The sequence below is a fragment of the Bacillus sp. EB106-06-01-XG163 genome, from assembly GCF_058791615.1.
This window is the reverse complement of record NZ_JBYTDS010000008.1, coordinates 87,389-102,631: the sequence shown is the minus strand read 5'-3', so window position 1 is coordinate 102,631 and position 15,243 is coordinate 87,389. Positions and strand designations below refer to the sequence as shown.

Below are 15,243 nucleotides of genomic sequence, written 5' to 3'. Positions count from 1 at the left end.
CACTCTTCTGAAAGGATGACCCCATTGCTGAAAGAACATCTGAGAAAAAAAGCGCTGGAAATCGGGAACATACCGCCGGACTATGAGCTTGAAATAGAAGATTATGATGAAAAACAAAAAACGAAAGCCTATTATATATGGAAAGATCGTAACCATCCGGATAAAACGGTCACGATTGAGCTGGGCGACGACGGATCTTTGCTTACCTATTCACGCAACGACTGTCCGGGTTCAGACATGCAGCTGTCAGACGCCGAATTAAAGCTGACGGCTCTTCGGTTTGCGGCGAGACACCGCCCGCTTACTTTTATGAATTTCATCTTTCAGGCGAGGGAAGAACGCAATGGGTGCATCCGATTTATCTATACAAAAAAAGTGCTCGGCCGGCCGCTTCCCGATTCAGGTTTTTTCGTTGATGTAACCAGGAGCGGCTTCGTCGTGCAGTTTATCTATTACGGGGATAAGGGTGAAGCGCCCGTCCCGGAAACATTCGTCGATCGGGAAAAAGTCGTCTCGCATTACATGAGTGTGCTGACATTCAGTCTCGTCTATGATGTGGTCAATTTTGAGAAAATACCGCGTCTCGTCTATGAACCGATTCTGCCGGCTTACAGCTATCCGGCCGGTGAAGATGATATCGTGCCGGATCAGCAGCTTTGCGAAGACAGGAATGAGCCGGCAAAACCGCTTCCCGCGTTTGAACATAAACGGGAAATCAGCCTGGATGAATTAATGGGGTTTACCTCGGATATGGTTCAGACGCGCCGGCGCGATCTCGGGGATGAGATCGGAACGACATGGCGGAAAGGGTCGGTTCCGGAACGGAAAGATTTGAGTATCGAAAGCTATTTTGAAAGCAGCAACAAAAATACAATGAAGATGAAAACGGACAAAAAGTCAGGGGAAATGACAGCCTTTAAATCTTTTATTGAGCATCAGGGCCCGGCCTTTTATTCTGCGGAAGAGTGTGAGGCCGTCGCGCTTCAATTTTTATACAAGCTTTATCCGAGAGCGGACGAGTTTTTTAAAATGAACCCGCTGAAAACGGACGGAAGGGGCAGGTTCCGCTTCCATTTTTCCATATGGCATCAGGATATTCCGCTGCGGTTCGGCGCTGCGAGAATACTTGTCAGTCCCGTAACGGGGCTTGTGGAAGCTTACATGGCGCCTGACATTGACCCGGAGCAGCTGGAGAAGATCAATCCGGTGCCGGCCGTTACTCCCGAAGAAGCAAAGGCCGCTTTTTTATCCGATTTCCATCTGCGGCTGGAGTGGCAGCGCGATTTTACGCCGTCCGGCAATGAAGGATATAAGCTTGTGTACAGGCCTGTCTATCCTCCGTACATTGATGCGCAAAAGCGAAAAAAGAAAAGGTTTTATTAGCCAGGGATCATTTGTAAATGAGGATAATCTTTAAAGCCTCTCCAATCGCCTCCCCAATCAAAACCGAGCGTTTTGGCAATCGATACGACCTCAAGCCAATCGGGCGTGCCGTTTCGGTTTCCGTCGTACGTCATATCCCAAATCAGGCTTCCATCCTTTTTTGCAGGGCGAAGTCGATCGCAAGGCCGTAATTGTGGTAAGATTCCCCGCCTTTTGCGTAGGTGACGATATTTCCTTTTTTTGAACGTCCTTGACGGTACAATTCGTTTTGTTCCTCAATTGATCTGAAACCCTCTGTGATAACGACGGTGATGCCTTTGTTCAGAGCGGCCGTCTGCAATAGCTCCGCATTCTGTTTCACGAGCGGATGAAGAGCGCTTGGAATGGCTCTGTCTTGTAATGCCGTCTGCGGCCTCAATTCTTTCTGCACATAGGAAAAACATAGGTCTGCGGAAAAGAAGAGGATCAAAAGCAGCGCAATTCTGACTGGTCGTTTCATGGTGAATTCTCTCTTTCTTTAATTGAGTAAAATCTTTGTTTGCTCACTGCCATAAATTTGCTATGATAAAATATAACATAATTAGTAGCCGGAGGAAGGAGGCAAATCTATGAAATCCAAGATTCCATCTGAAGAAGTGGCCGTAAAGATGAATGAATGGTATAAGCTGATCCGCGCGTTTGAAGCCGATCAAGCTGAAGCGCTGAAGCGGGAGATTCAATATGAACTCGAAGATATGGAAGAGAACCAGGATTTATTGTTGTATTTTTCATTGATGGAATTTCGGCACCGCATCATGCTGGATAAATTAAAACCCATGAAAGACGGCGACTGCCAGCCTCCGTTCTCTGAAATGCTCACTGAGATTGAGATGAACCAGCAAAAGCTGACCGGCTTACTGGAATATTATTTTTACTATTTCAGGGGAATGTATGAATTTAAGCAGAAAAACTTCATCTCAGCGATTTCTCATTATAAGCGGGCTGAGGAAAAGCTTGAATATGTGGAAGATGACATAGAGAAAGCCGAGTTTCTGTATAAAATTTCTGAGGTGTACTATCATATCAAGCAGACTTTCTTTTCAATGAATTACGCGGGGCAGGCGCTTGATATTTACAAGAAATATGAATTATACGGAATGAGAAGGGTGCAGTGCAAATTTATCATTGCCGGAAATCTGATGGACGCCCAGCAGCATAAAAAAGCGCTGGAATACCTCGAATGCGCCTTGGAACACGCGGAGCGGCTTGATGATCAATATATGATTGCTGCGGCCTATTATAATATCGGGCACTGTATGTACAGTCTGGGTGACTTTTGCAAGGCGGCGGAGGATTTTGAACGGGCGGCTGCCGGATTTGAAGCACACAGCTTCCGGCAGGTCATCCAGGCTGTTTTTTCACTCACGCATATCTACTTTAAAACGGAAAAATACAGTGAAGCCGCCGCCAGCTGCGCGCGGGGCATGAGAAGCGCGGCGGAGTGGGAAGATGAGATCTATATGACGAAATTCCGTCTGATTAAAGAGCTTTATCAGGGGGAAGGCGGACAGGATTCGCTCAAAGAGTATTTTGACATCCTGGAATCAAAAGAGCTGTTGGCTGACACAGAGGAACTGCTTCAGGACGCGGCTCATTTCTTTCATAAACGGGAGAACTACAAAGCGGCATCTTATTTTTTCAGCAGGCTTGTCGGCGTGCAAAAAAGGCTGCAAATGAACAACTACGCATAATGAAAAAAAGAACGAGGGAGCTTCGGCTTCATCGTTCTTTTTATGATCCCTTTTGTTTTCGGCCGATCAAAACCGGGTACATGATCTGTATTAACATCAGGGAGGAAATGAGACAATGTATCAGGATTTACAGGGAAAAACAGCGATCGTAACAGGTTCTTCGAAAGGAATCGGAAAGGCCATTGCCGAACGCTTCGGCAAGGAGCGGATGAATGTGGTTGTGAACTACCTCGGTGATTCCGCCGGAGCGGAAGAAGCGGCGGACATCATTGAGAAAGCGGGAGGCCGAGCCGTCACCGTAAAAGCCGATGTATCCTCAGAAGAAGGGATTCAGGCGCTGTTTGATGCCGCCCAGGAGCATTTCGGGGGTGTGGACGTGATGGTCAACAATTCCGGCTTTAACGGGGCCGAAGCGATGCCCCATGAAATGAGCCTGGAGGATTGGCAAAGGGTCATCGACGTCAACGTGACCGGCACCTTTTTGGGGGCGAAAGCGGCACTGAAACATATGCTCGAGCGCGGCAAAAAAGGAACTGTCTTAAACATATCGAGCGTTCATCAGCAAATCCCGCGTCCTGAAAACGTGCAGTACTCGGCATCCAAAGGCGGGATCAAAATGATGACGGAAACGATGGCGCTCAATTACGCAGACAAAGGCATCCGGGTGAATGCCATCGCTCCCGGCACGATCGCCACGGAGTCCAATAAGGATCTGGAAGATGAAACACATAAACAGGCCCAGCTGAAAAAAATTCCGATGAACGCCTTCGGAAAACCGGAAGAAGTCGCCGCGGCCGCCGCATGGATGGTGTCGGAAGAAGCGAGTTACGTAACCGGAACGACACTTTTCGTCGACGGAGGCATGACGCTTTATCCGTCTCAGCTGGAAAGTTAAAAGAGGAGGGGAAACCTTCTCTTTTTTGTTTAGGGAAGGATTATAAAGGAAATGGTTCTCTAAAAAACAGGAGGGGCCGCAAGATGGAGAATGACTGGTGGAAAGACGCCGTTGTCTATCAAATCTATCCGCGAAGCTTTCAAGATACGAACGGCGACGGCATTGGCGACCTGCGGGGGATTATCGCGCGTCTCGATTATATAAAAGAACTTGGCGCTGATGTGATATGGATCTGCCCGATTTACCCGTCGCCAAACGTCGATAACGGCTACGATGTGACGGATCATCAAGCGATTATGGAATCTTACGGAACGATGGAGGACTTTCACGATCTGCTTACAGAATGCCGCAGCCGCGGATTAAAGCTTGTGATGGATTTCGTCTTAAATCATACCTCCACGGAGCATCCTTGGTTCAAAGAGGCGGAAATGAATCCGGACAGCAAATACCGCGATTATTATATTTGGCGGCCGGGCACCGCGGACGGCCCGCCGACCGATTGGGTGTCGGATTACGGACAATCCGTCTGGCAGTACGAAGAACATACGGGCGAATATTACCTGCATATGAACGCCGTCAAACAAGCCGATCTGAATTGGGAAAATCCCGAGGTTCGGCAATCAGTATACGAGATGATGAGATTTTGGCTCGATAAAGGCGTGGACGGATTGCGTATAGACCAGCTCCATCTTCTGTCAAAAAAAGAATATTTGCCGCCATATGAAGATTACATCGCCCGCCGGGCCGATCCGAAGCCTTTTCGGCCAAACGGGGCACGGATACATGATTACTTAAAAGAAATGACGAAAGAGGTATTTTCCAAATATAACGTGATGTCGGTCGGCGAGGCCGGATCAGTGACGCCTGAAGAAGGGCTGGTCTACACGGGAACCGATGAGCATGAACTGAATATGATTTTTCATTTTCAGCATATGGAGCTTGATCAAAAGCCGGGCCAAGAGCATTGGGATGTAAAACCGCTTGAGCTGTCCGATTTGAAGAAAGTGCTCACAGATTGGCAGGAAAAACTGGAACATCGAGGCTGGAATACGCTGTATTGGTGCAATCATGACCAGCCCCGGATCGTATCCCGTTTCGGAGACGAAGGCACATACCGCAAAGCATCCGCCAAAATGCTTGCCGCCCTGCTTTATTTCATGAAAGGCACGCCGTACATTTACCAGGGGGAAGAAATCGGCATGACAAACGCTCCGTTTGACAGAATAGAGGATTATCAAGATATTCAGACCATCAATATGTATCATAAAAGGGTATTTGAAATGGGCCGGAACAGGGAAGAAGTCATGGCGTCCATTATGGCGAAAAGCCGGGACCATGCCCGTACACCGATGCAGTGGGACGGCAGCAAGAATGCCGGATTTACGGAGGGCGAACCGTGGCTCGCGGTCAATTCCAATTACAAAACCGTCAATGCGGCCGAGGCTCAGGATGATCCCGATTCTATATTGAACTTTTACAAAAAACTGATCCGCCTGCGAAAACAGTATGCTGATATCATAAAAGGCAGCTACACGCTGCTGCTTCCTGATGACCCGCAGCTGTTCGTGTATGAAAGACAGGCAAACGGACAAAAACTCATGTCCATCAGCAACGTATCGAAAGAAGAAGCCGCTTTTTATTGGCCGGACGGTTCCGAACCTGAAAGGGCCGAGCTGCTTCTCAGCAACTATGATAATGACAGCGGCACGGAATCCCGCATCACATTCCGCCCATACGAAACAAGAGTTTATCTGCTTGCCTGATATGTGATAGGACGCCCCCGTCCATACATGGCGGGGGCTTTTTAGGTAAATTGGATATCAATTTAGAAAAAAATATCTTGCAAAACGTAATTACTTCGTTTTATTATGGTATAGGTAACAAATGAACGAGAAAGTACGCTTTGGAAATCGTCATCATTCTGATTTACAGAACAGGGGGAAACGGCTTGTTTAAAAAATGGAGCGGAATCATTGTCATTGCGGCATGCTTTTTAATCGCGGCGGGCTGCGGCAATTCATCTTCAAAAGGTTCGTCAGGTTCTTCAAAAAGCGGCAAACTGCACGTCGTGACGACCTTTTATCCTATGTACGAATTCACGAAACAAATTGTCAAAGACAAAGGCGATGTAGACATTCTCATCCCGTCTTCGGTCGAACCCCATGATTGGGAGCCGACGCCGAAGGATATCGCCGGCATTCAAAACGCCGATCTTTTCGTATACAACAGCGAATATATGGAGACATGGGTTCCTTCAGCGGAAAAAAGCATGGGCTCTGATCATGCGAAGTTTGTAAAGGCGTCGAAAGGAATTGACTTACTCGAAGGTTCGGATGAAGAGGGAGAGGAACATGGACACGGCGGTCATGACCACAGCCACAGCATGGATCCTCACGTGTGGCTCAGCCCGGTTCTTGCGCAAAAAGAGGTCAAAACCATTACGGCGCAGATCGTAAAACAGGACCCGAAGAATAAAGAATACTATGAGAAAAATAGTAAAGAATATATTGCAAAACTGCAGGATCTTGATAAACTATACCGTACAACATTAAATAAAGCGGCGAAAAAAGAATTGATCACACAGCACGCGGCATTCAGCTATCTCGCCAAAGAATACGGCTTAAAACAAGTCGCGATTGCAGGCCTTTCTCCTGAAGAAGAGCCGAGTGCGGCCAAACTGGCGGATCTCAAAACGTTTGCCAAAAAGCATGATGTGAAGATCATCTACTTTGAAGAAGTTGCATCGCCTAAAGTTGCAGATACGCTTGCCGGTGAAATCGGCGCGAAAACGGAAGTGCTCAATACACTGGAAGGTTTAAGCCAAAAAGAACGGGATAAAGGCATCGGTTATATCGACATTATGGAGAAAAACCTTGATGCACTGAAAGATTCGCTATTGGTTAAATAACATAGTGTGCGCCGCGGGGTGCACACTATTTCTATGCGGGAAAGGAAGGTCAGCATGAATCTCGTTACATTACAGGATATCGTTTTTGGTTATTCGCATACACCCGTGCTTGACGGCGTGTCGCTGGAAATCAAAAGCGGCGAATTCGTCGGCATTACAGGACCGAACGGCGCGTCAAAATCGACGCTGATGAAAGTCATGCTCGGCATGCTCAGACCTTGGGAAGGAACGGCCGAGATCAGTAAAAAGAACGCAGCCGGAAAACGCCTGACAATCGGCTATGTTCCGCAGCAGATTTCTTCATTTAACGCAGGATTCCCAAGCACGGTTCTGGAGCTTGTGCAATCAGGCCGTTATACGAAAGGAAAATGGTTTAAACGATTGAACGAAACGGATCACCACGAGGTGGAAAACGCGCTGAAGATGGTGGAAATGTGGGATTTCCGCCACCGGAAAATCGGCGATTTATCCGGCGGACAGAAGCAGAAAATCTGCATTGCGAGAATGCTTGCGAGCAATCCGGATCTGCTGATGCTTGATGAGCCGACAACCGCGGTTGATTATGAAAGCAGACAGGGTTTCTACGAATTTATGCACCATCAGGTGAAAAATCACAACCGCACTGTCGTCATGGTGACACACGAACAAAACGAAGTACAGCAGTATCTGGATAAAGTCATACGGCTTGAAAGGGGGGAAAAAGGCGGATGGAAATGTTTGACTTGGAATTCATGCGACGAGCTTTTCTAGCGGGAAGCATGATCGGAATTATGGCGCCGATATTAGGCGTATATCTCGTGCTGAGAAGACAGGCGCTGATGGCGGATACGCTGTCTCATATTTCATTGTCGGGCGTGGCCATCGGTTTTTTTCTCAGTACCAATATTACGGCGGCGAGCATCGTTGTCGTCACGATCGGAGCGATCGGCATTGAATACATGCGGCGGGCGTACCGTACATATTCCGAGGTATCTATCGCAATCTTAATGGCGGCCGGGCTGTCGTTTGCGATGTTTCTGATCAGCCTGTCAAAAGGCGGCGCGTCGATGAGCATCGATCAATATTTATTTGGATCGCTTGTCACGGTCAGCCAGCAGCAGGTCTATATTATCGGAGGCATTACCCTGCTGATTCTGCTTTATTTCATTATATTAAACAGACCGCTCTATCTGCTTACTTTTGACGAGGCGACGGCGAAGACATCAGGCATTAACACAAACCTGCTGTCAATGTCATTCAGCATCGTGACGGGGCTGGCGATTTCGGTCATTATTCCGATTATCGGCGTGCTGCTCGTTTCCGCGCTCCTCGTACTGCCCGCGGCTTTTGCAATCCGTATTGCCAAAGGGTTTAAATGGGTGTTTGCGGCAGCCATTATTATTTCTCTTTTCAGTGTGTTCATGGGGCTGACGTCTTCGTACCAGCTCGGAACGCCTCCGGGGCCGTCAATCACTTTACTGTTAATCATTCTGCTTCTGCTCGGGTTTACGCTGCAGGGGATTTGGAATGCGTTTAAAAAAGGAAAAGAACGAAAAAACCGCCGTTAAGCGGTGCAGCAGTCTCATCTGCTGCTCCGTTTGACGGCTTTTTTTTACAGAAATATATCAGCAAGACGCTCATATGACTCTTTTTTGGCTTCGAAATCAAAGACGTTGCACAGCACCATCATCTCTTTTGTCTGATACCGCGCAGAAAGTTCAAGCAGACGGCGTTTCACTGCGGCAGGAGAGCCGATCACCATCCGCTTCCGGTTTTCTTCTATCTGTTTACGATCCTCCGGCGAATATGGATAAGCCTTCGCTTCTTCCACACTCGGCACGCGGCTGTCGGCGCCTTTTCCGACACGAAGAAGCCATAAATCCTGGCTTAAGGCGAGTTCTTCCGCTTTCTCATCCGTAGCCGCGCATATGACGAAAATGGCACAGAGCGAGGCGGGAGCGGAAAAATGGGCGGAGGCCCGGAAATGGTCCCGATAGATCTGAAAAGCTTTTTCCCCGCGTTCCGGATTAATGAAATGGCCGAAGACATAGCCCGCACCTTGAAGAGCGGCGCGTCTGGCGCTGTTTTCCCCGAGGCCGAGCACCCAAAGCTGCGGGGCTGTTTCAATCAAAGGCGCTGTTTTTATTCCTGCATAAGCATGGTCCGAGGGAACCGAATCTGTCAGAAAGGATGATAAATCCTGAAGCTGCCTGTTAAACTCGGTCATGCTTTTCTTTACCCCGTCTGTGAGGGCGAGCCGGATTTTCGTCGTGCCGCCCGGTGAGCGTCCGACCCCAAGGTCAATCCGGTTCGGGTGCAGCGCCTCAAGCTGACGGAAAGTTTCCGCGACTTTATAGGGGCTGTACTGCGGCAGCAGCACGCCGCCTGATCCGACACGGATGGACGTTGTGGCTGCGGCGGTATGAGCGATCATAATTTCCGGCGAAACGCTTGCGAGCCCTCTTGTGCCGTGATGCTCGGCAAACCAGTACCGCTTATAGCCCCATCCTTCACTGAGGCGGGCGAGCTCCGCTGAACGGCGGAGCGTCTCGTGCGGCCCGTTTCCTTTGGATACGGGCGCCTGATCAAGTATGCTTAAATCAATCACTCGTCTGCCCCTTTCCTGACATGTATTGATACAAGGATAGGAAAAATGTTCAGTCTTCGTCAATTTCTTTGTTTTCTCTATTTTCTCCGGAACGAAGGAGAATATAGGAAGTAATTTTTCGCCGTTTTTCGCCAAAAATTCTTATGTTTTATGAAACTTTGATATAATAAAAGACGTATATCTTAATAAACACCGGGATTCTTGTCCCGGAATTTAGTAAAAATGCGCACTTGCGGCGTGCTTAGCGGCACCCTTACAGAATAGGAGTGAATCATATGGCGATCTCTTTACAAAAAGGACAGCGGATTGATTTAACAAAAGGAAAAGCCGGCCTGTCAAAACTGCTGGTCGGACTCGGCTGGGACCCTGTATCATCCGGGGGCTTTTTCGGAAAGCTGTTCGGCGGAGGCGGTGCCAATATCGACTGTGACGCTTCCGTACTGATGCTTGAAAATGATAAAATGACAGACAGCAAAAACGTCATCTATTTCGGCAATCTGAAAAGCCGGTGCGGCGGTGTCGTACATACGGGTGACAACCTGACGGGTGAAGGCGACGGCGATGATGAACAAATCCTCATCGATTTGGCGAAAGTGCCCGCTCAGATTAATAAACTTGTGTTTGTCGTCAATATTTACGACTGCGTCAGACGAAAACAGGACTTCGGCATGATTCAAAACGCGTTCATTCGCGTCGTTGATCAGGCTAATCGCGAAGAACTGGTGACTTACAATTTAAGAGATAACTATTCAGGCAGAACGAGCCTGATCGCGGCTGAAATCTACCGCCAGGACGGCGAGTGGAAATTCGCCGCAGTAGGAGAAGGCACAAACGATACAAAAATCGGCGATATCGTTAACCGATACGCCTAAACGATAAAAAGGAGAGTGCACACATGGCAATTTCATTGGCAAAAGGACAAAAAGTAGATTTGACTAAAACAAATCCGGGTCTTTCTAAAGTCGTTGTCGGCCTTGGCTGGGATACAAACAAATACGACGGCGGACATGATTTTGATTTAGATTCCAGCGTCTTTCTATTAAATGAAGCAGGAAAATGCGCGTCGCCTGATGATTTCATTTTCTATAATCAGCTTGAAGGCGGAAACGGCTCTGTCGCACATTCAGGCGACAACCTGACAGGCCAGGGCGAAGGCGATGACGAAAGCGTAAGAGTCAACCTGAGCGCGGTGCCCGCGGCTATTGACAAAATTTCATTCGTCATCACGATTCATGAAGCGGAAGCGCGCGGCCAAAACTTCGGACAAGTTTCCAACGCGTTCGTGCGTATTGTCAATGAAGAGACAAATGAGGAGCTGATCCGCTATGATCTGGCTGAAGATTTCTCAATTGAAACAGCCATTATCGCAGGGGAGCTTTACAGACATAATGGCGAATGGAAATTTTCCGCGATCGGCTCAGGCTACCAAGGCGGACTGGCCCGTATTGCAACAGATTACGGCCTGCAAATCGGCTGAACCATATCAAACACAGAAGGGAGAGACGGCACATGGCTATTCAATTGGCGAAAGGACAGCGTGTTGATCTGACAAAAACGAACCCCGGCCTTACAAAAGCGGTAATCGGCTTAGGCTGGGATACGAACAAGTACTCCGGAGGGCATGACTTTGACCTTGACGCGTCGGCTTTTCTGGTCGATGCCCATGACAACTGTGTAAATGATCTTGATTTTGTTTTCTACAATAACCTGGAACACCCAAGCGGGGGCGTCATCCATACGGGAGACAACCGGACGGGCGAGGGCGAGGGAGACGATGAACAAATTATCGTCGACTTCTCAAAAATACCCGCAAATATTGAAAAGATCGGCATCACCGTCACGATTCATGATGCGGAAGCGCGCGGCCAAAATTTCGGACAAGTTTCGAACGCGTTCGTGCGCGTCGTCGATGAAAACAGCCAGAATGAACTGCTTCGTTTCGATTTAGGGGAAGACTTCTCGATTGAAACGGCGGTTGTCGTTTGTGAGCTTTACCGCCATGGGGCTGAGTGGAAGTTTAACGCCATCGGCAGCGGGTTTTCCGGCGGTCTGGCATCACTTTGCCGGAATTACGGCTTGCAGGTGTAAGCAGGAAATTACCGTTTTACTAAATAGGAGGAAAAAACTTGGATTTTCTACATCATATTATGTCGACCTACGCTTCCTTTTTTGATTGGAAAATGTGGGGTGAAGTGCTGACTGACCCTGTATCATGGGGGCTGATCGGTTCCTTGGTTCTGCTGGAAGGGCTGCTGTCGGCCGACAATGCGTTAGTGCTTGCGGTGATGGTAAGGCATCTGCCTGAAAAACAGCGGAAGAAAGCATTAACATACGGATTGTTCGGGGCATATATTTTCCGTTTTATCTTTATCGGGATCGGAATGCTGCTCATTAAGTTCTGGTGGATTAAAGTGCTTGGCGCGCTGTACCTGGCTTGGCTCGTCATTAAGCATTTCTGGATCGGAGAAGGTGATGACGATACGGAAGGCATGAAGAAAAATTCATGGATGGTCCGTACGTTCGGAATTTTCTGGGCCACTGTCGTTTCAGTTGAGTTAATGGATTTGGCCTTCTCTGTTGACAGCATTCTGGCCGCGTTTGCGGTATCGGAAAAAGTGTGGGTGCTCTTGATCGGCGGTATGCTTGGCATTCTCATGATGCGTACAGTCGCAAAAGTATTCCTTGTTTTAATTGATAAAATCCCTGAGCTTGAAAATACGGCTTTTGTGCTGATCGGGATTATCGCCGTGAAAATGGCGGCGAGCGCCTTTGATTATGAAATGCCGCACGTGGTGTTCTTCGGAATCATCATCGCTGCGTTTGTGGTAACGTTTATTATCCACTATTTCAACAAACAAAAGCAGGTTCAGGAGCAAACGGCTGCATCTAAAGAAGAATAAAACAAAAAAGGAGGGAGAGTTCATTTCCTTCCTTTTTTGTACCGATCATCATGAAGAGAAAGGAGGAAAATGATGAGGCAGGAAGAATTGGTGATCCGAAAGGCCGAGCCGGAAAACGATGACTGGGAAACGTTTCTGATGCGGCCGCTGCCGGAACGTCCCGGTTACGAGCGGGAAAACGGGCTGGCGTTTACCCGTCTTGCCGTCCGGATTTTGGGTACTCCTTATGATGAGACGGAGTATTACAATAAGCTTTTCGAGCTGTCTTCTCATGAAAACATCCATGTGTTAAGCGAGACGCTGGATAAGACCATCGCGCCGGAAACGTTTCAGGCGCTCCAGCACATCCATTCGGTCAATCAAAAAGAGAAAGGGCTTTCGGTTTCCAGATTTGTCGCGTTTCTCGATGGGGGCAGGCTGCTTGCCAAACACGCTGATCCGCTTATGCACCGCCGGCTGAGAACCGCGTTTATGACGCTTTTGGAAACCTTTGCGGACCGGCATGAAAACGGGCTGAATCATCCCGATTTCCGGCGTGTGCTCTTGGATGTGTCAAAGTTTTCGCTGAACCACCTGAATCCATGGCTCGAACAAGCCGATATAGAGCGTGAGATGCCGAAGGTGGTGTGGTATGGAGACGCTACCAAAAGCCAGCTCTATTTTCTCTATTATCTCATGCTGATCGGCTGTGACGTCCTATTGTTTCATCCGGCTGCGGAAGATCCGTTCAGCTTGATTGATCCGGATGAGGAACTCAGCTTTGTGATAAAGCTCCCCGCAACAGGCGGCCTTGAGCCATTCCCGAAAGAAAAGCCGGACAGAACGTCCACGACGGCCTACCGGTCAACGAAAGAAATTGAGCATGTGCTGAACCATGAGGAATCTATGATGTATAAGCCTTGGCAGTTCAGGGATCATACCCCGCAGTCCGTGACCTTAAAAACGACGTATGATGAGTTATTTCTCATTGCGAAGGAGCGGGCGTTTATCCGGCCGCAATTTAAAGCGGACAGGGAGCGGGTGGCCGTTCCGAACCTTTTTGCGAAAGTGATGGGGGTTTCCAAAGATACGAAAGAATATTGGAACAGACTCCATACCGCCGCAGACTATCAGGAGACACACATGATCCGCAGTTTTCCGTTTACGGAAGAGCTGAAAGCCAACTACCAGTATCACTACAGTCAGGTTTTGAACGAAGAAGGAGCGATTGACGCGGACAGGCTGAAAAGAAGCAACATCTGGCAGTACAAGCATCTCCCGTCAGGCGTGCAGAACGCCATCGCCAATGTGATTTCTGACATGTGCAGAAACCCAGGGCTGAAGGCTTTGCCCGGGGAGCAGGCAAGGGATGCCGCAATCTATTTGTTCCGCCAGGCGACGAACCTGCCCGCTTCGCTGCTGCAATTGATTCAGACGTTTGATTACGCCCAAACCGTTCCGAAACTCGTTTTATATCATACGGAACAAAATGGCGAACTTACACGTTCTGACGCCGCCGCTCTATTGTTTTTAAATAAATTCGGCGTCGATATCATCTTGTATAATCCGCCGGGCCATCAGGACATTGAGCATTATATTGAAGAAAGCCAATTTGATGTCCATTGGCTGGAGGACATGGTATTTCGGCAGGAATATAAGGAGCCGTCACTCGTAAGAAAGCTGTTTAGAACCATTACGCAAAAGCAGGGAGAGTAAATAAAACATGACAGAAAATCAAAATCCGCTTGTTCTTGATAAAAATGAAGAGATTTCTGAACAAAAAGCAGATGACATCAGGGTGCAGCTGCGCCAAGATCCTGAGGTGCAGCGCATTTCACAGCAGATTGACGTGAAAAACCAAATGGAGCTGCTTGAGTACGGAAAAGAACCGGCAGTTGAAATCTCGAAGTTCTCCGACCGCATCTTAAATATGATGAAAACAACAAGTGTCACGGATTCAGGCACAATGCTGACGCAGCTCGGAAAAATCATGGACCGTTTTGACAAAAATGATTTCGATGAACCAAAAGGATTTCTCGCTAAAATGTTCAAACGCGGCAACAGCATGATTGAAAAGATTTTTCAAAAGTACCGCACCCTGGGCGGAGAAATTGAAAAAATCCACGTCGAAATTTCAAAATACAAAGATGAAATGGCAAAGACGAACCATACGCTTGAAGAGATGTATGAAAACAACATTAACTACTACATGGAGCTTGAAAAGTATGTCGTTGCCGGGCAGATGAAGCTTGAGGAAATGCAGGCGCTCATTCCTTCTTATGAAGAAAAAGCGGCCGGCGGAAACCAGCTTGCGCAAATGCAGCTTGATACGCTGCGTGACGGGCTTCAGGCGCTTGAGGAACGTGTCTATGATTTAGATATGGCGCGGATGGTGGCGCTGCAAACGGCGCCGCAGATCCGCCTCCTTCAGCGCGGAAATACGAAGCTCATCGGGAAAATCAATTCCGCTTTCGTCATTACGATTCCGATTTTCAAAAACGGCATCATTCAGGCTGTCACAGTCAAACGGCAAAAGCTTGTGGCTGATTCAATGAGCGAGCTGGACCGCCGCACGAATGAAATGCTGAAGCGAAACGCTGAAAATATTTCAAACCAAAGCGTGGAGATTGCCCGTATGGCAGGCCGTCCGAGCATTGACATTGAGACGATTGAAACGTCTTGGAATACGATTGTCAGCGGTATGCAGGAAACGAAACAGATCGAGGAAGAGAACAGACGTATCAGAGAAGACGGCGCGAAACGGATTCAACAGCTTCAGGATAATATTAAAAACGCAGTCTTAAAGAATTAACACACACCCCGCTTGCTTACGGCAAGCGGGATTTTTTGCGAAAAAAGAT

The 15,243-nt window shown here is 48.2% G+C and carries 14 protein-coding genes and 1 pseudogene; 13 read left to right on the top strand and 2 right to left on the bottom strand.

The features are described 5' to 3' along the window. The first annotated feature begins 24 nt into the window (after positions 1–24). Complete coding sequence (locus AC3WTF_RS11545) at positions 25–1,383, top strand: YcdB/YcdC domain-containing protein (protein ID WP_129003828.1); 1,359 nt, start codon at positions 25–27, stop codon at positions 1,381–1,383. On the opposite strand, the pseudogene cwlK reads toward AC3WTF_RS11545, so the two are convergent. Further along, a pseudogene (gene cwlK, locus AC3WTF_RS11540) lies at positions 1,380–1,882 on the bottom strand (peptidoglycan L-alanyl-D-glutamate endopeptidase CwlK). The gene AC3WTF_RS11545 and the pseudogene cwlK overlap by 4 nt on opposite strands. A gap of 109 nt (positions 1,883–1,991) precedes the next feature. Here cwlK and AC3WTF_RS11535 point away from each other — a divergent pair. The 6 genes from AC3WTF_RS11535 to AC3WTF_RS11510 all read left to right on the top strand — a co-directional run bounded on the left by AC3WTF_RS11535 (position 1,992) and on the right by AC3WTF_RS11510 (position 8,463). Then, positions 1,992–3,113 (top strand): response regulator aspartate phosphatase, encoded by a 1,122-nt coding sequence (locus AC3WTF_RS11535; RefSeq protein WP_007409040.1) that lies wholly within the window; start codon positions 1,992–1,994, stop codon positions 3,111–3,113. Between the two features lie 115 nt (positions 3,114–3,228). Continuing rightward, positions 3,229–4,008: a glucose 1-dehydrogenase gene (locus AC3WTF_RS11530; protein ID WP_039252868.1), complete on the top strand. Its 780-nt coding sequence runs from the start codon at positions 3,229–3,231 to the stop codon at positions 4,006–4,008. An 83-nt stretch (positions 4,009–4,091) separates the two neighbouring features. Then, the gene (locus tag AC3WTF_RS11525; RefSeq protein ID WP_047935169.1) at positions 4,092–5,771 is read left to right on the top strand and encodes a glycoside hydrolase family 13 protein; all 1,680 of its coding nucleotides are present in this window, start codon (positions 4,092–4,094) and stop codon (positions 5,769–5,771) included. Positions 5,772–5,956: 185 nt separating this feature from the next. After that, the gene (locus tag AC3WTF_RS11520) at positions 5,957–6,916 is read left to right on the top strand and encodes a metal ABC transporter substrate-binding protein (RefSeq protein ID WP_492314262.1); all 960 of its coding nucleotides are present in this window, start codon (positions 5,957–5,959) and stop codon (positions 6,914–6,916) included. 54 nt (positions 6,917–6,970) lie between these two features. After that, positions 6,971–7,666 (top strand): metal ABC transporter ATP-binding protein, encoded by a 696-nt coding sequence (locus AC3WTF_RS11515; RefSeq protein ID WP_003156655.1) that lies wholly within the window; start codon positions 6,971–6,973, stop codon positions 7,664–7,666. Next, entirely contained in the window at positions 7,624–8,463 is an 840-nt protein-coding gene (locus AC3WTF_RS11510) for a metal ABC transporter permease (RefSeq protein ID WP_007409044.1), read from the top strand. Before AC3WTF_RS11515 ends, AC3WTF_RS11510 begins: the two co-directional genes overlap by 43 nt. A 44-nt stretch (positions 8,464–8,507) precedes the next feature. Here AC3WTF_RS11510 and AC3WTF_RS11505 read toward each other — a convergent pair whose 3' ends face one another. Then, positions 8,508–9,503 (bottom strand): LLM class flavin-dependent oxidoreductase, encoded by a 996-nt coding sequence (locus AC3WTF_RS11505; protein ID WP_029973930.1) that lies wholly within the window; start codon positions 9,501–9,503, stop codon positions 8,508–8,510. A 275-nt stretch (positions 9,504–9,778) separates the two neighbouring features. Here AC3WTF_RS11505 and AC3WTF_RS11500 point away from each other — a divergent pair, with 275 nt between their 5' ends. From AC3WTF_RS11500 to AC3WTF_RS11475, 6 genes are all read left to right on the top strand, one after another. Then, positions 9,779–10,375 (top strand): TerD family protein, encoded by a 597-nt coding sequence (locus AC3WTF_RS11500; protein WP_015239102.1) that lies wholly within the window; start codon positions 9,779–9,781, stop codon positions 10,373–10,375. Positions 10,376–10,398: 23 nt separating this feature from the next. Then, positions 10,399–10,980, top strand: coding sequence for a TerD family protein (locus AC3WTF_RS11495; protein ID WP_007409047.1), 582 nt, complete (start codon positions 10,399–10,401; stop codon positions 10,978–10,980). A 32-nt stretch (positions 10,981–11,012) separates the two neighbouring features. Beyond that, the gene (locus AC3WTF_RS11490) at positions 11,013–11,591 is read left to right on the top strand and encodes a TerD family protein (protein ID WP_003156645.1); all 579 of its coding nucleotides are present in this window, start codon (positions 11,013–11,015) and stop codon (positions 11,589–11,591) included. A 38-nt stretch (positions 11,592–11,629) separates the two neighbouring features. Continuing rightward, positions 11,630–12,403, top strand: coding sequence for a TerC family protein (locus AC3WTF_RS11485; protein ID WP_003156644.1), 774 nt, complete (start codon positions 11,630–11,632; stop codon positions 12,401–12,403). Between the two features lie 72 nt (positions 12,404–12,475). Beyond that, the gene (locus tag AC3WTF_RS11480) at positions 12,476–14,098 is read left to right on the top strand and encodes a YceG family protein (RefSeq protein ID WP_047935170.1); all 1,623 of its coding nucleotides are present in this window, start codon (positions 12,476–12,478) and stop codon (positions 14,096–14,098) included. Between the two features lie 7 nt (positions 14,099–14,105). Then, positions 14,106–15,194 carry a toxic anion resistance protein gene (locus AC3WTF_RS11475; RefSeq protein ID WP_007609246.1) on the top strand — a complete coding sequence of 363 codons (1,089 nt, stop codon included), beginning with the start codon at positions 14,106–14,108 and terminating at the stop codon, positions 15,192–15,194. Positions 15,195–15,243: the final 49 nt, after the last annotated feature.